Raw genomic sequence first — 17360 nt, 5'->3', positions numbered from 1 at the left:
CTCATGCGGCCTGCCGGCTGCCGGAACGCTCGGCCGCGACGCGGTCGATGACGGCATCGACGGTCTCGCCGCGCGCGCGGGCGGCGAAGGACAGCGCCATGCGGTGCCGCAGGACCGGCGCGGCCATCGCCTCGACATCCTCAAGCGTGGGCGCGAAACGGCCGTTCAGCACGGCGCGCGCGCGCGTGACCAGCATCAGCGCCTGCGCCGCGCGCGGCCCCGGCCCCCAGACCAGCGTATCGGCGACCAGACCCGACGCCTCGTCCGCGCCGGGGCGGAAGGATCGCACCAGATCCAGGATCGATTCGACCACCGTGGCGCCCACCGGCATCTGCCGGATCAGCCGCTGCGCGGCGATCAGCTCGCCGGCGTCGAAAATGGCGTGCGCGGCGCCGTCCTCGATCCCGGTCGTGGCCAGCAGGATGTCGCGTTCGGTCTGGCGGTCGGGATAATCGACGTCGATCTGCAACAGGAACCGGTCCAGCTGCGCCTCGGGCAGCGGATAGGTGCCCTCTTGCTCGATCGGGTTCTGCGTGGCCAGCACGTGGAACGGGCGGCCCAATGGCCGGTGCTGGCCGCTGACGGTGACCTCGCGTTCCTGCATCGCCTGCAACAGCGCCGATTGGGTGCGCGGGCTGGCGCGGTTGATCTCGTCGGCCATCAGAAGCTGGGTGAAGACCGGCCCCTCGATAAAGCGGAAGGCGCGGGTGCCGTCGGCCAGCACGTCCAGCACCTCGGAACCGAGGATATCGGCGGGCATCAGATCGGGCGTGAACTGGATGCGCTGGCTGTCCAGCCCCATGACGGTGGCCAGCACATCGACCAGCAGCGTCTTGCCCAGTCCCGGTTGACCCACCAGCAACGCATGTCCGCCCGACAGGATCGCGGCCAGCGCCTGTTCGACCACCGCGTGCTGGCCGACAAAACGTCCCTCGATGCTGGCGCGCGCGTCTGCCAGCCGTCCGGCCAGCGCCTCGACCTCGTGCACCAGATTTTCATCCGAAGCCATGACAATGCCCTTCTGCTGCTTTACACCGAAGCATAAGGAACTCGGCAGGGGGCGACCACACAGAATGGCCGATCACAGTGACAAAAGCGTGAGTGCCGAGGGCATCGCCCGGGCGGCCGGCAAGGCCGCGAAAGAGGGGGGATTGCCGCCGGTGCATCTGTGGGACCCGCCCTTCTGCGGCGATCTGGACATGCAGATCCGCGCCGACGGCACATGGTTCTATCAGGGCACGCCCATCGGGCGCCCGGCGATGGTGCGGCTGTTTTCCACAATCCTGAAGCGCGAGGGTGACAGGTTCTTCCTGGTCACGCCCGTCGAAAAGGTCGGCATCCGGGTTGAGGACGCGCCCTTCATCGCCACCGATGCCCAAATTGACGCGGACCGGATCACCTTCGTCACCAATGTGGGCGACGAGGTGGTGGCGGACGCGGACCATCCCATCGTCGTGCGCGGCGATGCGGACCGCCCCCGCCCCTATGTCCATGTCCGCGCCGGGCTTGAGGCGCTGATCGACCGCAAGACATTTTACCGTCTGGCCGCCGCCGCCGACGAAGGCCCGGACGGGCGCGCGGGCGTCCGGTCCTGCGGCCAGTTCTTTCCGCTGGAGGTCTGACAGGGGCAATGGCGCGATTTGCAGCCAATCTGACGATGCTGTTCACCGAACTGCCGATGCTGGACCGGTTCGCGGCCGCAGCCGACGCGGGGTTTCAGGGCGTCGAGATCTTGTTTCCCTATGACATCCCGGCGCGGGAACTGTCGCGGGCCGCGGTCTCGGCCGGGCTGGAGATGGTGTTGATCAACACGCCGCCGCCGAACTGGGCCGGCGGGCCGCGCGGGTTCGCCGCCCAGCCCGGTCAGGAAGACCGGTTCCGCCACGATTTCGACCGCGCGCTGCGCTTTGCGCAGGCTTTGCGGGCGCGCCATATCCATGTGATGTCGGGCGTCGCCGAAGGCGCGCAGGCCCGCGCGACGCTGATCGCCAATCTGGCCTGGGCAGTGCAGCGCGCCCCCCATGCCAGCCTGACCATCGAGCCGATCAACCGGACCGATTTTCCCGGCTACTTCCTGTCGGATTTCGATCTGGCGGCGGACATCATCGCGCAGATCGACGCGCCCAATCTGGGGCTGCAATTCGACGCCTATCACGCCCGGATGATCGAGGGCGACGTGATGGCCGCATGGCAGCGCGTCGCGCCGCTGGTCCGCCATGTCCAGATCGCCGGCTGGCCCGGCCGGCACGAACCTTCGATGGGCGACATCGACTATCCGGCGTTTTTCGCGGCGCTGGAGGATGGCGGGTATCGCGGCTGGATCAGCGCCGAATACAACCCCGCCCGCCATACCGAGACCGGGCTGGACTGGCTGCCGCGACCTTGACGCGCGGCACGATCCTGCGGCGGGAACCGGACCCGGATCAGATCGTTGTCCATCCACAAGATGTCGGCCGCGATCGCCGGACCATACCAGCAAGGAGAATCTTCCATGAATTCCATCATCTATATCGTCGGCCTGATCGTGGTCGTGCTGTTCATCCTGTCCTTCCTGGGTCTGCGCTGAGCGGCGTCCGACCCCGCCCTTGCGCGCCCCGCCGGCGAAAGCCTGCCGCGCGCGGCTGCGCAGGGGACGAGGCGACATGACGACCGATCTGGGGCGATTCCTAATCCGGCTGGACCGCGAAATCCGTGCCGACGGCGATTGGGGCGCGCCGGCCGACTACATCCCCGAACTGGCGCGGATCGACCCGGCCCAGTTCGGCATCGCCGTGGCCCTGGCGGACGGATCGGTGGTGACGGCGGGCGATGCGGACAAGCGTTTCTCGATCCAGTCCATCTCGAAGGTGTTTTCGCTGGCCTGCGTTCTGGGCCGCATCGGCGAACAGATCTGGACGCGCGTCGGGCGGGAATCCTCGGGCGCGCGTTTCGATTCGATCCTGCTGCTGGAGCGGGAACATGGCCGCCCGCGCAACCCCTTCATCAACGCCGGCGCGCTTGTCACCACCGATGAGCTGCTGACCGGGCGGACGCCGCGCGACACCCTGTCCGAAATCATCAATTTCTTGCGCGCCGCCGCGGAAGACGACGACATCCATATCGACAAGACCGTGGCCCAGTCCGAGACCGAGACCGGCTGGCGCAACGCGGCACTCGTCAACTATCTCAAATCCTTCGGCAATCTGAAGAATGCGCCGGAAGAGACGTTGGGCACCTATATCCACCATTGCGCCATCGAGATGACCTGTGTGCAACTGGCCCGCGCCGGCCGCGCGATCGCCGGGCTGCCCGGCGCGCCGTCGGTGATCGCGCCCGCCAAGGCGCGGCGGCTGAACGCGCTGATGATGCTGTGCGGCCATTACGACGGCTCGGGCGATTTCGCGTTCCGCGTCGGCCTGCCGGGCAAGTCCGGGGTCGGCGGCGGCATCCTGCTGATCGCGCCCCGGCGCGCCTCGGTCGCGATCTGGTCGCCGGGGCTGAACGTCTATGGCAACTCGCAGATGGCGACGCTGGCGGCCGAAAGGCTGGCGCAACACATGGGCTGGTCGGTCTTCGGCTGAAGGCGAAGCCGACAACACGACCCGTCGCTGCGTCGCATGGCCCTGCCGGGTCGGCGCACGCGATTGCGTCTGGTCATTCCGCCGTCACTTCGTTAGGGCAGCCGCGAAATGCACGGAAGGTTTCATGGATACTCGCAACATCGCCATCATCGCCCATGTTGACCACGGCAAGACGACGCTGGTGGATCAGCTGCTGCGGCAATCCGGCTCTTTCCGCGAAAATCAGGCCGTGGCCGAACGCGCCATGGACAGCAACGACATCGAACGCGAACGCGGCATCACCATTCTGGCCAAGGCGACCAGCGTGGAATGGAAAGGCACCCGCATCAACATCGTGGACACGCCCGGTCACGCCGATTTCGGCGGCGAGGTCGAACGCATCCTGTCGATGGTCGATGGCGTCTGCCTGCTGGTCGATGCCGCCGAAGGCCCGATGCCGCAGACCAAGTTCGTCACCTCGAAGGCGCTGGCGCTTGGGCTGCGGCCCATCGTGGTGCTGAACAAGGTCGACAAGCCCGCCGCCGAACCCGATCACGCGCTGAACGACGTGTTCGACCTGTTCGCCAATCTGGACGCCAGCGACGAACAGCTTGATTTCCCGCATCTTTACGCCTCGGGCATCGGGGGCTGGGCGGATACGGAACTGGACGGCCCGCGCAAGGACATGTCGGCGCTGTTCGACATGATCCTGCGCCACGTCCCGCCGCCCGCCCAGATCGCGCGTGTGGACGAGCCGTTCCAGATGCTGGCCACGACGCTTGGCGCCGACAATTTCCTGGGCCGTCTGCTGACCGGACGGGTCGAGGCCGGGCGCGCCCGCGCCGGCGACACCGTCAAGGCGCTGTCGCGCGACGGCCAGCGGATCGAACAGTTCCGCATCAGCAAGATCCTGGCGTTTCGCGGCCTGACCCAGCAATCCATCGACCTGGCCGAGGCGGGCGATATCGTGACCCTGGCCGGCATGGCCAAGGCGACCGTCGCCGACACGATCTGCGCCCCCGAGGTCGAAACCGCCCTGCCCTCGCAGCCCATCGACCCGCCCACGATCAGCGTCACCTTCGGCATCAACGATTCGCCCCTGGCCGGGCGCGACGGCAGCAAGGTGCAGTCGCGCGTCATCCGCGAAAGGCTGATGAAAGAGGCGGAATCGAACGTCGCCATCAAGGTCGAGGACACGCCGGGCGGCGACGCCTTCGTGGTGTCGGGGCGCGGCGAATTGCAGATGGGCGTCCTGATCGAGAACATGCGCCGCGAGGGGTTCGAATTGTCGATCAGCCGCCCGCGCGTGATCTTTCAGGACCGCGACGGCCAGCGGATGGAGCCGGTCGAAGAGGTCATCATCGACGTCGACGACGACTATACCGGCGTGGTGATCGAAAAGCTGACGGGCGACCGCAAGGGCGAGATGGTGGACATGCGGCCGGCCGGCGTCGGCAAGACCCGGATCGTCGCCCATGTCCCGTCGCGCGGGCTGATCGGTTATCACGGCGAATTCATGACCGACACGCGCGGCAACGGCGTGCTGAACCGCATCTTTCATGGCTGGGCGCCCTACAAGGGGCCGATCCAGGGCCGCCGGCAGGGCGTGCTGATCAGCATGGAGGACGGCGTCAGCGTCGCCTATGCGCTGTGGAACCTGGAAGAGCGTGGCAAGATGTTCATCGGCGCGCAGGAACAGGTGTATCAGGGCATGATCATCGGCGAACACAGCCGCGACAACGATCTGGAAGTGAACCCGCTGAAGGGCAAGAAGCTGACCAACGTGCGCGCCTCGGGCACGGACGAGGCGGTGCGCCTGACCCCGCCGGTGCGGCTGTCGCTGGAGGTGGCCATCGCCTATGTCAACGACGACGAGCTGGTCGAGGTGACGCCGCGCAACATCCGCCTGCGCAAACGCTTTCTGGACCCGCATGAACGCAAGCGGCAGGCCCGCGCCGGGGACTGAGCCCCGGAAGTGGCAAGACCGACCGGTTCAGGCGGAAAAAATCCCGCCTGACCGATTGTCTCGTTTCGCCGCGGTTCTTCTTCGTGCTAACGTCGTCATGCCACCCATGACGGAGCAGCGTTCGATGACCCCGCTGACAGACCGGCCGAACGACGTCCGCGCGCAACCCGCGCGCGGCTGTCTGCGCCTGTCCGGTCCGCCATGTCGCCGGCGCGCAGCGCGCCCGCTTGCGATCCTCGTGCCCGCGATCCTGTCGCGGCGGGACGTTCCTCTTGTCCGGATGGCGGCCGACTGCAGAACTTCACGAAAGGATTTCCCATGCCGATCGCCGCGCCTGCGGAGACGGATGGCATTGCGCGCCCTGACGGGCCGCGCGCAGTGACCCCGCATCACGACGCCAGCGAAGGTGTCGGGCTTCACGGACGGACCATCGCCGCGGCGCTGGACCTGCTGCGCGAACGGCAGGCCGTTCGGCCCCGGATGGACGAGATCGCCGCCGCATTGGACGAGCCGGTCGAGAATGTCGCCAAGATCTTTCCCGATGCCGAGGCGGTGCTGATCGCCGCCGGAGAGCTTGCGCTGGTGCGGCTGATGGACACCTGCGTCAAATCGGTCGTCAAGGTGGACCCCGAAGATGCGGTCGGGCAGTTCTGTTCTCTGGGCGAGGCATATATCGAATGGGCCGACACCTATGCGATGCAGTTCAAGATGCTGTCGGACCAGAACATTCTGGACACGCTTGGCACCCCGCAGCTGCGCCGCTATCTGAACTCGCTGTCGGAACTGATGACGCGGATGCTGGAACGCGCGCAGGATGCCGGGCATCTGCCCCCGGATGAGGATATCCGCCTGATGGTCCTGTCGTCGCGGACCTTTGCCTATGGGCTGGCGCGCATGGTGGTCGATCAGCGCATGGGCGAGTGGTATCCCGAATTGCCGCCGATGGAGGCCGCGAAACTGGCCCTGCACGATTTCGTCCGGCGGATCGCCAGAGGCTCGATCCGCCGCCCCGATCCGCGGCCCTGACCGCCGGCCGGCAAGGCGAAAGGGACGCGACGGTTGGAAAGACGGCCCGCCTGGTCGGCTTTCCGGGCTGCGGCAGGTCTGGGGTCCTGCCGCAGCTTCATCGACCCCGCGACAGGCCGTTTCGATCCTGTCACGATGGCGCAGAATCTGGCGATCCCGAACGCACTTTCCGTTTCATATCGCTTGGGCTATCACCGGTCCGACCCCAGAACGACGAAAGACCGGATTCCGTGACCGATTACATCATCCGAGACATCAACCTTGCCGCCTATGGCCGCAAGGAGCTGGATATTGCCGAAACCGAAATGCCGGGGCTGATGGCCCTGCGCGAGGAATACTGCGACAGCAAGCCGCTGTCGGGCGCGCGCATCGCCGGCAGCCTGCACATGACCGTTCAGACCGCCGTGCTGATCGAGACGCTGACGGCGCTTGGCGCGCAGGTGCGGTGGGCCTCGTGCAACATCTATTCCACCCAGGACCACGCCGCGGCGGCCATTGCCGAAACCGGCGTGCCGGTCTTTGCCGTCAAGGGCGAGACGCTTGAGGAATACTGGTCCTATACCGACCGCATCTTCCGCTTCGCGGGCGACGGGGAGGCGGACGGCACCGCCAACATGATCCTGGACGATGGCGGTGACGCGACGCTGTATGTCCTTCTGGGCGCGCGGGTCGAGAATGGCGAGAAAGACCTGATCGCCACCCCCCAAAGCGAAGAGGAAGAGGCGCTGTTCGCCCAGATCCGCAAACGTCTGGCCCAAAGCCCCGGCTGGTTCACCCGCCAGCGCGACGCGATCCGCGGCGTGTCCGAGGAAACCACCACCGGCGTGCACCGCCTCTATGATCTGCACAAGAAGGGGCTGCTGCCCTTCCCCGCGATCAACGTCAACGACAGCGTCACCAAGTCCAAGTTCGACAACAAATACGGCTGCAAGGAATCGCTGGTCGACGGCATCCGCCGCGCCACCGACGTGATGATGGCCGGCAAGGTCGCGGTCGTCTGCGGCTATGGCGACGTGGGCAAGGGCAGCGCGGCCAGCTTGCGCGGCGCGGGCGCGCGGGTGAAGGTGACCGAGGTCGATCCGATCTGCGCGCTGCAAGCCGCGATGGACGGGTTCGAGGTGGTGACGCTGGAGGATGTGGCCGACAGCGCCGACATCTTCATCACCACTACCGGCAACAAGGACGTGATCCGTCTGGAACATATGCGGGCGATGAAGGACATGGCCATCGTCGGCAATATCGGCCATTTCGACAACGAGATTCAGGTTGCCGCCCTGCGCAACCACAAATGGACCAACATCAAGGACCAGGTAGACATGATCCAGATGCCGTCGGGCAACCGGATCATCCTGCTGTCGCAGGGACGGCTGCTGAATCTGGGCAACGCCACCGGGCATCCGTCCTTCGTGATGTCGGCCAGCTTCACCAACCAGGTGCTGGCGCAGATCGAGCTGTGGGCGAACGGCGACGACTACAAGCCCGGCGTCTATATCCTGCCCAAGGCGCTGGACGAAAAGGTCGCACGTCTGCATCTGGACAAGATCGGGGTCAAGCTGACACAACTGTCGCGCGAGCAGGCCGACTATATCGGCGTGGCGCAGGACGGGCCTTTCAAATCAGATCATTACCGGTATTGATCCCATGACCGAATATTCGCTGTTCACCTCGGAATCCGTGTCCGAGGGCCATCCCGACAAGATCGCCGACCAGATCAGCGACGCCATCCTTGACGCCATCCTGGCCGAGGACCCGCGCGCCCGCGTTGCCTGCGAAACGATGGTCAAGACGGGCGTCGCCATCATCTCGGGCGAGATCACGACATCGGCCTGGGTGGATCTGGAATCCATCGTGCGCGGGGTCATCAACGATATCGGCTATACCTCGTCCGATGTCGGCTTTGACGGGGCGACCTGTTCGGTCATCAACATCATCGGCAAGCAATCGCCCGAGATCAATCAGGGCGTCGACCGCGACACGCTGGAAAATCAGGGCGCGGGCGATCAGGGGCTGATGTTCGGCTATGCCAGCGACGAAACCGACGTGCTGATGCCCGCCCCGATCACCTATGCGCATCGTCTGGTCGAACGTCAGGCCCGGGTGCGGCGCGACGGCACGCTGCCATGGCTGCGCCCGGATGCGAAATCGCAAGTGACGCTGCGCTATGGCGGCGACGGCCGGCCCGAGGCCATCGACGCGGTCGTGCTGTCCACCCAGCACAACCCCGAAATCGCGCTGGCCGATCTGCGCGAGGCGGTGATCGAGGAGATCATCAAGCCGGTGCTGCCCGGCGAATGGCTGTCGGCGGACACGAAATACTTCATCAACCCAACCGGCAAGTTCGTCATCGGCGGCCCGGTCGGCGATTGCGGCCTGACCGGGCGCAAGATCATCGTCGACAGCTATGGCGGCATGGCGCGGCATGGCGGCGGCGCATTTTCGGGCAAGGACCCGTCCAAGGTGGACCGTTCGGCCGCCTATGCCGGGCGGTGGGTTGCCAAGAACATCGTCGCCGCCGGTCTGGCCCGACGCTGCGAGATCCAGGTCAGCTATGCCATCGGCGAGGCGCGGCCGACCTCGATCAGCCTCAACACGTTCGGCACGGAGACGGTCGATCACGACCGGATCGTGGCGGCGGTGCGCGAGGTGTTCGACCTGCGCCCCTTCGCGATCATCCGCGATCTGGACCTGCTGCACCCGATCTATCGCCCGACCGCCAGCTATGGCCATTTCGGGCGCGACCCCTATGCGCTGGCGGGTGCGACGGCGTTCAGCTGGGAACGCACCGACCGGGCCGAGGCGCTGCGGTCGGCCCTGGGCTGAGGCGAAGAAGGGGGGCGCTGTCCCCCGTCGCGTTCCGCGACGCCCCCCGAGGTATTTGTCAAAGAGGGCGAGGCGCGGGCGCGTCAATACGCCATCATGCCCCAGTATTTCGTGCCGCTGACCGGCTTGCCGTCATTGGCCAGAAGAAAGCCCGAGATTACCCGGATCAGGCCCCAGACCGCCAGAAACGCCCAGATCAGGAACCCGATCCCGACGATCATCGTCACCATCGCCAGAAGCGCGATGGCCAGGCTGATCCAGAAGGTGCGGATCTGGAAGGTCAGATGGCTGTCCAGCAGCGCGTCCCTGCCCCGCGACAGATAGGCATAGACGACGCCGGCCAGCGCCGTGATCGCCACGGCATAGCCCACGGCGTAAAGCCCGTAAACGATCTTGGCGGGTGTCAGATCGGGCGCGGGTTGCGGGTCGGTGAGGGACATCGGGGTTCCTTTCCGGGGTCAGGGACGGCCATAGAGGGCGCGGGCGCGTTCCTCGAACGCGCGGACGATACGGGACATCGCCTCGTGAAAGACGACGCCGATCAGCTTTTGCAGGATCGCGTTGCGGAATTCGAAATCCACGAAGAACTCGACATGGCAGCCGCCCCCGGGCCCGTCGGTGAAGGTCCAGCCGCTGCGCATGTATCTGAACGGGCCGTCCAGATATTCGGTGTCGATCTTCAGCGCGCCGGTCTCGGGGTCGGCCGGCCACAGCACCACACGGCTGCCGAAGCGTTCGCGAAAGACCTTGAAGCTGATGACCAGATCGGCGGCGATTTCGCGCGCGCCATCCGGGCGCACCGTGTCCGACCGGATTCGCGCCGCGCTGTTCCACGGCAGGAATTCGGGATATCGTTCGACATCCGCGACAAGGTCATGCATCTGCCGGGCTGAATAGGGAAGATCGCGGCTGTCCTGGTGATGGGGCAAGGGGGGCTCTTGAGTTTCGGCGCATGGCGTTGTCTGTTGCCGCGACTGGATAGCAGGGCAAGCGGGCAATGAACAACCTGATCTGGCTGATTCGCGCCTCGAAATGGGCCCGCCATCCGCCAAGCGCGCGGATGGTCAGGCTGGTGTTGGCGATCGTGGCCTTCGCGATCGGGCTGGTGGTGCTGGAAAAACTGGGCTGGTGGCCGGAATGGGCCACGCTGGATCACGGGCGCGGCATGCGTCTGCCGCGCTGATGCAACTCAGGCGCGGGGCGGGCGCGCGGTGACCCGGTGCGGCCGCCGCGCCGGTGCCGCAAGGGCCACGGCGGCGGCCATCAGGATCGTCAGCAGGAACAGAACGGTCATCATCTCATCCTCCGTTTCAGGCCGGTCAGGGCCGGATCATCCGCGCGCCCGACCGAACGTGTCGCATTGCGCCATATCGGCCGAGCGGAAGCCGCGCATCAGCCATTCCTGCCGCTGCGCCGCGCTGCCATGGGTGAAACTGTCGGGCATCGGGGTGCGACCGGCGCTTGAATGGATCACATCGTCGCCGACCGCCTGCGCGGCGGCGATGGCCTCTTGCAGATCGCCCTCTTCCAGCGTGCCAAATCGCTGATCGGCCTGCCGCGCCCAGATCCCGGCATAGCAGTCGGCCTGAAGCTCGGTCAGCACGGACAGGCGGTTCGAATCCGTCTCGCTTGCGCGGCTGCGGGCGGCGTTCACCTGTTGCAGCGTGCCGGTCAGGTTTTGGACGTGGTGGCCGATTTCGTGGGCGATCACATAGGCATAGGCGAAATCACCGCCTGCCCCCATCTTCTGCGCCATCAGATCGAAGAAATCGGTGTCCAGATAGACCTTCTGATCGTTCGGGCAGTAGAACGGACCCATGGCCGAGGATGCCCCGCCGCAGGCCGATTGCACCACGCCGCTGTAAAGCACCAGCGTCGGATCGACATAGTCGCGCCCGGCCTGTTGCGGCAAAACCGCGCTCCAGACCTCTTCGGTGTCGGCCAGGACGACCGACACGAAATCGCCGTATTGCCGGTCGCGTTCCGACAGCGGCGCGTTCTCTGGCGGCCGGTTGCCGTCGATGCCCCGCACCACCGGCGTGATGTCGATGCCGAAGAAATAGCCGAAGGCCAGCACGGCCAGCATCCCCGCAATGCCGATCCCCCCGGCCCCGGCCCGGCCCATGCCGCGCCGATCCTCGATATTGCCGCTTCCGCGTCTGCCTCGCCACTGCATGCCGTCAGCACCCTTGTCCTGTCCGCGCCGAAGGCGCCGGTCTTCAGGCAAACACGGCGAAACCGCGCCCGGTTCCCGCCTTGGTGGCGGGGCCGCGCCGTTCACGGCCGCGCGAAGCCCGCGTCAGGCGCTTGACCGCGTGCCAAGGCCGGTCCATCCACGGCGACGGGAACAGGAAGGGACGCCCATGCTGCGCAGGCTTTACGACTGGACCATGGGACTTGCGGCCCATCGTCATGCCATGGCGGCCCTGTTCGGGGTCAGTTTCATCGAAAGCTCGGTCTTTCCGATCCCGCCCGATGTGCTGATGATCCCGATGGTGCTGGCGCAGCGGGCGCGTGCCATGGCGATCGCGCTGGTCGCAACCGCCGGGTCGGTGCTGGGCGCGCTTCTGGGATACTGGATCGGCGCTGCGCTGATGGATACGGTCGGGCAATGGGTGCTGACCGCCTATGGCAAGCAGGCGGCATGGCAGGATCTGGCGGCCAGATTTGCCGAATATGGCGGCTGGGCGGTGCTGTTCGCGGCGCTGACGCCGTTCCCGTTCAAGGTCATCACGATCTTTTCGGGCGCGGTCGGGCTGCCGCTGCCGCTGTTTCTGCTGACCTCGGTGCTGGGGCGGGCGGGGCGGTTCTTCATCGTCGCCGGTCTGCTGTGGCGGTTCGGCCCGCCCATCCGCATCTTCATCGAGGAGCGGCTGGGCCTGGTCTTCACCCTGTTCATGGTTGCCCTGATCGGGGGTTTCATCGCTTTGAGGTATCTATGACGGGACGTGAATACGGCGTTCTTGCCGGGGCCGGATCGGCGGCGCTGCTGATCGGCGCATTGGGGTTTCAGGCGGCGGGCTATGTGCCCTGCGAATTGTGCATCCTGCAACGCTGGCCGCATGTGGCCGCCGTGGCCATCGCGGTGCTGCTGTGGCTGACCGGCCGGGTGCGGCTGTTCGCGGTTCTGGGAATGGTCGCGGCGGCGGTGGCGGCGGGGCTGGCATTCTATCACACCGGGGTCGAGATCGGGTGGTGGGCCGGGCCCGCGCATTGTTCCGGCGGGGTCGGCGACATCGCGCAACTGTCGCCGCGCGCCGCGCTGGAACGGCTGCAAGGCACCGCCGTCGTGCGCTGCGACGAGGTGGCGTGGTCGTTTCTGGGGCTGTCGATGGCGGGCTGGAACGCGGTCTTTTCGGCGGCGCTGGCCGTGATCTGGGGACTGGCCGCCACACGCGCCGCGGACGGGCCGCGCAAGGCGTAAAAAGCCGGGCGCAAGATTGCCCCCAGCATCCCTGTCGGCTATACCGAAGCCCAACAAGATGTTGAGGAAATCCCGTGGCTGACACCCCCGAAGACGATCTGCCCGAAACCCCCGATCCCGATGACGGAAGCGGGGGGACGGCCCGCGTCGTGATGCATCACGACGGGCCCGTCATCGACATTTCGTCCGAGATGCGCACCTCGTATCTGGATTACGCCATGTCGGTGATCGTCAGCCGCGCGATCCCCGATCTGCGCGACGGGCTGAAGCCGGTGCATCGCCGCATCCTGTACGCGATGAACGAGACCGGCAACACCGCCGACAAACCCTATCGCAAATCGGCCCGGCCGGTGGGCGACGTGATGGGCAAGTATCACCCGCACGGCGATGCCGCGATCTATGACGCGCTGGTGCGGATGGCGCAGGATTTTTCGATGTCGCTGCCGCTTCTGGACGGGCAGGGAAATTTCGGCTCCATGGACGGCGATCCGCCCGCCGCGATGCGCTATACCGAAGTGCGGATGGACAAGCCGGCGAATTTCCTGCTGGCCGATATCGACAAGGACACGGTCGATTTCCAGGACAATTACGACGGCAAGGACCGCGAACCGACGGTGCTGCCGGCGCGGTTTCCGAACATGCTGGTCAACGGCGCGGGCGGCATCGCCGTCGGCATGGCCACGAACATTCCGCCGCATAATCTGGGCGAGGTCATCGACGCCACGCTGGCCCTGATCGAGAACCCCGACCTGACGTCCGAGCGGATCATGGAGATCATTCCGGGCCCCGACTTTCCCACCGGCGCGCTGATCCTTGGCCGGTCGGGCGCGCGCAAGGCCTATCTGGAAGGGCGCGGCAGCGTCATCATCCGCGCCCGCACCCATATCGAGGAGCCGCGCAAGGACCGTTTCGCCATCGTCATCGACGAGATTCCCTATCAGGTGAACAAGTCCACGATGATCGAACGGATCGCGGAACTGGCCAAGGAAAAGCGGATCGAGGGCATCTCGGGTGTGCAGGACGAGACCGACCGTCAAGGCGTGCGCGTGGTGATCGAACTGAAACGCGACGCCACGCCCGAGGTGGTGCTGAACCAGCTGTTCCGCTTTACCCAGATGCAGACCCATTTCGGCTGCAACATGCTGGCGCTGAACGGCGGCAAGCCCGAACAGCTGACGCTGCGCGATTTCCTGACCTACTTCATCAGCTTCCGCGAAGAGGTGGTGGCCCGCCGCACCGCGCATGAATTGCGCCGCGCCCGGGAACGCAGCCATGTGCTGTGCGGTCTGGCCGTCGCGGTCAGCAATGTCGATGAGGTCGTGGCGACGATCCGCAGCTCGGTCGATGCCGCCGAGGCGCGGCAGCGGCTGATGGAACGGCGCTGGCCCGCCCACGACATCGTCGAATATCTGCGCCTGATCGACGATCCGCTGCATCCGGTCAACGACGACGGCACCTATAACCTGTCCGAAACCCAGGCCCGCGCCATCCTGGAACTGCGCCTGCAACGCCTGACCCAGCTTGGCGTCAAGGAGGTCACGGACGAGTTGCAGACCCTGGCCGACGCCATCCGCGACTATCTGGCGATCCTCGCCTCGCGCGAACGCATTCTGGCGATCATCTCGGACGAGCTGCGCGAGGTGCGCGAACTGTTCGCGGTGCCGCGCCGGACCGAGATCACCGAATGGTCCGGCGACATGATGGACGAGGACCTGATCGAGCGTGAGGACATGGTCGTGACGATCACCTCGGGCGGCTATATCAAGCGCACCGCGCTGGCCGAATTCCGCGCGCAGCGGCGCGGCGGCAAGGGTCTGTCCAGCATGGCGACCAAGGAAGACGATGTCGTCACCACGCTGTTCGTCGCCAACACCCATACCGAACTGCTGTTCTTCACCACCGACGGCATGGTCTATCGGCTGAAGACGTGGCGTCTGCCGCTTGGCGGGCGGACCGCCAAGGGCAAGGCGATCGTGAACATCCTGCCGATCGAACCCGGCGTCTCGATCGCGGCGCTGCTGCCGATGGACGCGCCCGAGGCGGAGTGGGACAATTATCAGGTCATCTTCGCGACCGATCAGGGCGATGTGCGGCGCAACGCGCTGTCGGATTTCACCAACATCATGCGCAACGGCAAGATCGCGATGAAGCTGCCCGAGGGCGTCAGCCTGATCGGCGTGCGCATGGCGACCGAGGATGACGACGTGATGATGTTCACCTCGCAGGGACGCGCGATCCGCTTTCCGACGACGGCGGTGCGCGTGTTCCAAAGCCGCGGCTCGACCGGGGTGCGCGGCATCCGGCTGGCCAGCGGCGACAAGGTGGTCAGCATGTCGGTGATCCGCCATTTCAACGCCGATCCGGCCGAGCGTGCCGCCTATCTGAAGATGCGCCGGGCAGTGGCCGGTGCGCTGGACGACGGCGCCGAGGCCGACGAGGACGAGGAGGCGGTGGCCGAGGGCAGCATCTCGCAGGAACGCTATGCGCAGATGTCGGCGGCCGAGGACCTGATCCTGACCATCACCGCCAAGGGCGCGGGCAAGATCAGCAGCAGCCACGACTATCCGGTGCGCGGGCGCGGCGGCCAGGGCGTGATGGCGATGGACCGGGCCATGCGCGGCGGTCCGCTGGTGGCCAGCTTCCCGGTCGAGATGGACGACCAGATCATGCTGGCGACGTCCACCGGCCAGTCGATTCGGGTGCCGGTCGAGGGTATCAGCTTCCGTTCGCGCAGCGCCGGCGGCGTGCGGGTGTTCAATACCGCCAACGGCGAGGTGGTCGTGTCCGTGGCCCGGATCGCCGAACAGGCGAATGCCGAAATCGGCGACAGCGACGGCACGGACGGTTAGGATCAATCGACGGGCGGCCGGACGACGATCCGCGCCGCCCCGAATCGGGTGAAAGCGACGGGGAAACCTTTGGATCACCAGTCAGGCGATGCGGTACTGCGCGAACGGCTTCAGACCGGGTTTCTGGGCATCATCGCGTTTGCACTGCTGCTGTTCATGCTGGTGCAGGCGCGCTTCATCCTGATCTCGCTGGCCATCGCGATCATCCTGTTCTCGCTGACCTCGGACGCGATCTTCGCGATCTCGTCGCGGCTGCGGGTGCCGAACTGGCTGGCCACGACGCTGGCGCTGATCGCCATCGCGCTGGGGCTGTTATGGGTCTCGACCACCATCGTCACCCAGGTGAACGAGGTCGTCTTTACCGCCATCGCCTATGCCGAACAGGCGCAGGCGGCGCTGCCCACGCTGACCGAATGGCTGGGGCCGGACGCGCAGGAACGGATGATGACCGCGCTGGCCAATTTCAACATCACCGGCTGGATGCGGTCGCTGGCGGGTCAGGCGTCGGGCGTGCTGTCGGGCAGCGTGCTGGTGATCCTGTTCGTCGGCTTCATGTTCGCCGAACAGGTCTGGTTTCCGGCCAAGATCGAGCGGCTGACCGGCGATCCGGCGCAGGCGGCGCAGGTGCGGCGCATCATCTCGTCGATCATGCACCGGGTGAACCGCTATCTGGTCGTCAAGACCGGCGTCAGCGCGGTGACGGCCAGCGCGGTCTGGGTGATCTTCCGGCTTGCCGGGCTTGAACTGGCCGGCGCGGTCGCGCTGATGACGTTCATCCTGAACTTCATCCCCTCGGTCGGCTCGATCGTCGCCACGGCCATCGCCGCGATCCTGGTCTTCGTGCTCAGCGGCGACACGACGCTGACGCTGCTGGTCGGGATCGCCTGCACGCTGGTGCAGTTCGTGATCGGCAACGTGCTGGACCCGATGCTTCTGGGCCAGACGCTGCGCCTGTCCAGCTTCGGCATCATCCTCAGCCTTGCCTTCTGGGGCGCGGTCTGGGGCGTGCCGGGGATGTTCCTGGCGGTCCCGATCATGGTCGCGCTGATGATCGTCTGCGCCCATATCCCCTGGCTGCGCCCGGTCGCCGTCCTGCTGTCGCGCGAGGGGCTGCCCGACGACGGCAGCGGCGACGACGAACAGGCCCGGCCCCCCTCGCTGGTGGCGTGACCCCTGCCTGCCGGCGCAGGCCGCCGTTGCGGCCGGCCCCCCGGCTTTGCTAGTCTTGTATCCACGGGCAACAAGAACGCCGCGAATGGCGGCAACAAGGGGCAGGCAGATGGGATTTCCGATAACGGGACGGCGCGCGGCGCTGTGCGCGGTGGCGCTGGCAATGCTGACAGGCTGCGGCACGGGCGGCCGTCATTCCGAACTGGAATGCATGGAACGCGCGATCTATTTCGAGGCCAATCGCTCCGACCGCGCAGGCATGATCGCGGTCGGCAACGTGGTGATGAACCGGGTCCGGTCCAGCCGCTTTCCGAACTCGGTCTGCGGGGTCGTTGCCCAGAAGAACCAGTTCGCCCCCGGCGTGATGAGCCGCAAGATGAACGACCGCTCGCGGCCGCTGGTCCGTCAGGCCGCCCTCGCGGTGCTGCGCGGCGAACGCCATCCGCGCATCGCCAACGCCCAGTTCTTCCACACCGCCGGGCTGCGCTTTCCCTATGACAACATGCACTATGTGCTGGTCGCGGGCGGCAACGCCTTCTACGAAAAACGCTGAGAGGCGGGTGGCC

The 17360-nt window shown here is 66.3% G+C and carries 18 protein-coding genes; 14 read left to right on the top strand and 4 right to left on the bottom strand.

The window, feature by feature from the left end:
- Nucleotide 1: 1 nt before the first annotated feature.
- Nucleotides 2–1009, bottom strand: coding sequence for an AAA family ATPase (locus JHW45_RS07575; protein WP_272860271.1), 1008 nt, complete (start codon nucleotides 1007–1009; stop codon nucleotides 2–4).
- A gap of 64 nt (nucleotides 1010–1073) precedes the next feature.
- Here JHW45_RS07575 and JHW45_RS07570 point away from each other — a divergent pair, with 64 nt between their 5' ends.
- The 8 genes from JHW45_RS07570 (at nucleotide 1074) to metK (ending at nucleotide 9351) form a co-directional block, all read left to right on the top strand.
- The gene (locus JHW45_RS07570; RefSeq protein WP_272860270.1) at nucleotides 1074–1622 is read left to right on the top strand and encodes a DUF1285 domain-containing protein; all 549 of its coding nucleotides are present in this window, start codon (nucleotides 1074–1076) and stop codon (nucleotides 1620–1622) included.
- Nucleotides 1623–1630: 8 nt separating this feature from the next.
- Nucleotides 1631–2386: a hydroxypyruvate isomerase family protein gene (locus JHW45_RS07565; protein WP_272860269.1), complete on the top strand. Its 756-nt coding sequence runs from the start codon at nucleotides 1631–1633 to the stop codon at nucleotides 2384–2386.
- Nucleotides 2387–2431: 45 nt separating this feature from the next.
- Nucleotides 2432–2566, top strand: coding sequence for a hypothetical protein (locus tag JHW45_RS07560; protein ID WP_272860268.1), 135 nt, complete (start codon nucleotides 2432–2434; stop codon nucleotides 2564–2566).
- Nucleotides 2567–2642: 76 nt separating this feature from the next.
- A complete protein-coding gene (locus JHW45_RS07555; RefSeq protein WP_272860267.1) occupies nucleotides 2643–3560 on the top strand; it encodes a glutaminase in 918 nt (305 codons plus the stop codon).
- Nucleotides 3561–3684: 124 nt separating this feature from the next.
- The gene (gene typA / locus JHW45_RS07550; RefSeq protein WP_272860266.1) at nucleotides 3685–5505 is read left to right on the top strand and encodes a translational GTPase TypA; all 1821 of its coding nucleotides are present in this window, start codon (nucleotides 3685–3687) and stop codon (nucleotides 5503–5505) included.
- A 318-nt stretch (nucleotides 5506–5823) separates the two neighbouring features.
- The gene (locus JHW45_RS07545) at nucleotides 5824–6531 is read left to right on the top strand and encodes a hypothetical protein (protein WP_272860265.1); all 708 of its coding nucleotides are present in this window, start codon (nucleotides 5824–5826) and stop codon (nucleotides 6529–6531) included.
- A 230-nt stretch (nucleotides 6532–6761) separates the two neighbouring features.
- Nucleotides 6762–8168 (top strand): adenosylhomocysteinase, encoded by a 1407-nt coding sequence (ahcY, locus tag JHW45_RS07540; protein WP_272860264.1) that lies wholly within the window; start codon nucleotides 6762–6764, stop codon nucleotides 8166–8168.
- 4 nt (nucleotides 8169–8172) lie between these two features.
- Nucleotides 8173–9351: a methionine adenosyltransferase gene (gene metK, locus JHW45_RS07535; RefSeq protein WP_272860263.1), complete on the top strand. Its 1179-nt coding sequence runs from the start codon at nucleotides 8173–8175 to the stop codon at nucleotides 9349–9351.
- Nucleotides 9352–9434: 83 nt separating this feature from the next.
- On the opposite strand, the gene JHW45_RS07530 is transcribed toward metK, so the two are convergent.
- Together JHW45_RS07530 and JHW45_RS07525 are read right to left on the bottom strand one after the other, a co-directional pair.
- The gene (locus JHW45_RS07530; protein ID WP_272860262.1) at nucleotides 9435–9791 is read right to left on the bottom strand and encodes a DUF4870 family protein; all 357 of its coding nucleotides are present in this window, start codon (nucleotides 9789–9791) and stop codon (nucleotides 9435–9437) included.
- Nucleotides 9792–9809: 18 nt separating this feature from the next.
- Nucleotides 9810–10280 carry a type II toxin-antitoxin system RatA family toxin gene (locus JHW45_RS07525; protein ID WP_272860261.1) on the bottom strand — a complete coding sequence of 157 codons (471 nt, stop codon included), beginning with the start codon at nucleotides 10278–10280 and terminating at the stop codon, nucleotides 9810–9812.
- Nucleotides 10281–10348: 68 nt separating this feature from the next.
- On the opposite strand from JHW45_RS07525, the gene JHW45_RS07520 reads away from it, so the two are divergent.
- Nucleotides 10349–10534 (top strand): hypothetical protein, encoded by a 186-nt coding sequence (locus JHW45_RS07520; protein ID WP_272860260.1) that lies wholly within the window; start codon nucleotides 10349–10351, stop codon nucleotides 10532–10534.
- A gap of 147 nt (nucleotides 10535–10681) precedes the next feature.
- Here the strand turns inward: JHW45_RS07520 and ypfJ are convergent, their stop codons facing one another.
- Complete coding sequence (gene ypfJ, locus JHW45_RS07515) at nucleotides 10682–11527, bottom strand: KPN_02809 family neutral zinc metallopeptidase (RefSeq protein ID WP_272860259.1); 846 nt, start codon at nucleotides 11525–11527, stop codon at nucleotides 10682–10684.
- A gap of 187 nt (nucleotides 11528–11714) precedes the next feature.
- On the opposite strand from ypfJ, the gene JHW45_RS07510 reads away from it, so the two are divergent.
- The 5 genes from JHW45_RS07510 to JHW45_RS07490 all read left to right on the top strand — a co-directional run bounded on the left by JHW45_RS07510 (nucleotide 11715) and on the right by JHW45_RS07490 (nucleotide 17347).
- Nucleotides 11715–12293 (top strand): YqaA family protein, encoded by a 579-nt coding sequence (locus tag JHW45_RS07510; RefSeq protein WP_272860258.1) that lies wholly within the window; start codon nucleotides 11715–11717, stop codon nucleotides 12291–12293.
- Entirely contained in the window at nucleotides 12290–12775 is a 486-nt protein-coding gene (locus JHW45_RS07505; RefSeq protein WP_272860257.1) for a disulfide bond formation protein B, read from the top strand. Before JHW45_RS07510 ends, JHW45_RS07505 begins: the two co-directional genes overlap by 4 nt.
- 152 nt (nucleotides 12776–12927) lie before the next feature.
- On the top strand, nucleotides 12928–15624 hold the full coding sequence (gene gyrA, locus JHW45_RS07500; protein ID WP_272860568.1) for a DNA gyrase subunit A: 2697 nt from the start codon (nucleotides 12928–12930) through the stop codon (nucleotides 15622–15624).
- Between the two features lie 69 nt (nucleotides 15625–15693).
- Entirely contained in the window at nucleotides 15694–16794 is a 1101-nt protein-coding gene (locus JHW45_RS07495) for an AI-2E family transporter (RefSeq protein WP_272860256.1), read from the top strand.
- 109 nt (nucleotides 16795–16903) lie between these two features.
- A complete protein-coding gene (locus JHW45_RS07490; RefSeq protein WP_419181843.1) occupies nucleotides 16904–17347 on the top strand; it encodes a cell wall hydrolase in 444 nt (147 codons plus the stop codon).
- The last annotated feature ends 13 nt before the right edge of the window (nucleotides 17348–17360 follow it).

The sequence above is a fragment of the Paracoccus stylophorae genome (assembly GCF_028553765.1).
In the GTDB taxonomy this organism is placed as follows: Bacteria; Pseudomonadota; Alphaproteobacteria; order Rhodobacterales; family Rhodobacteraceae; genus Paracoccus; species Paracoccus stylophorae.
This window is presented reverse-complemented; position numbering and strand designations above follow the sequence as displayed.

Bases quoted from the DNA above. Each gene is read 5' to 3' on its own strand.
- JHW45_RS07575 (WP_272860271.1), bottom strand. From the start codon at position 1,009: ATGGCTTCGGATGAAAATCTGGTGCACGAGGTCGAGGCGCTGGCCGGA.
- JHW45_RS07570 (WP_272860270.1), top strand. From the start codon at position 1,074: ATGGCCGATCACAGTGACAAAAGCGTGAGTGCCGAGGGCATCGCCCGG.
- JHW45_RS07565 (WP_272860269.1), top strand. From the start codon at position 1,631: ATGGCGCGATTTGCAGCCAATCTGACGATGCTGTTCACCGAACTGCCG.
- JHW45_RS07555 (WP_272860267.1), top strand. From the start codon at position 2,643: ATGACGACCGATCTGGGGCGATTCCTAATCCGGCTGGACCGCGAAATC.
- typA (WP_272860266.1), top strand. From the start codon at position 3,685: ATGGATACTCGCAACATCGCCATCATCGCCCATGTTGACCACGGCAAG.
- JHW45_RS07545 (WP_272860265.1), top strand. From the start codon at position 5,824: ATGCCGATCGCCGCGCCTGCGGAGACGGATGGCATTGCGCGCCCTGAC.
- metK (WP_272860263.1), top strand. From the start codon at position 8,173: ATGACCGAATATTCGCTGTTCACCTCGGAATCCGTGTCCGAGGGCCAT.
- JHW45_RS07530 (WP_272860262.1), bottom strand. From the start codon at position 9,791: ATGTCCCTCACCGACCCGCAACCCGCGCCCGATCTGACACCCGCCAAG.
- JHW45_RS07520 (WP_272860260.1), top strand. From the start codon at position 10,349: ATGAACAACCTGATCTGGCTGATTCGCGCCTCGAAATGGGCCCGCCAT.
- ypfJ (WP_272860259.1), bottom strand. From the start codon at position 11,527: ATGCAGTGGCGAGGCAGACGCGGAAGCGGCAATATCGAGGATCGGCGC.
- JHW45_RS07510 (WP_272860258.1), top strand. From the start codon at position 11,715: ATGCTGCGCAGGCTTTACGACTGGACCATGGGACTTGCGGCCCATCGT.
- JHW45_RS07505 (WP_272860257.1), top strand. From the start codon at position 12,290: ATGACGGGACGTGAATACGGCGTTCTTGCCGGGGCCGGATCGGCGGCG.
- gyrA (WP_272860568.1), top strand. From the start codon at position 12,928: ATGCATCACGACGGGCCCGTCATCGACATTTCGTCCGAGATGCGCACC.
- JHW45_RS07490 (WP_419181843.1), top strand. From the start codon at position 16,904: ATGGGATTTCCGATAACGGGACGGCGCGCGGCGCTGTGCGCGGTGGCG.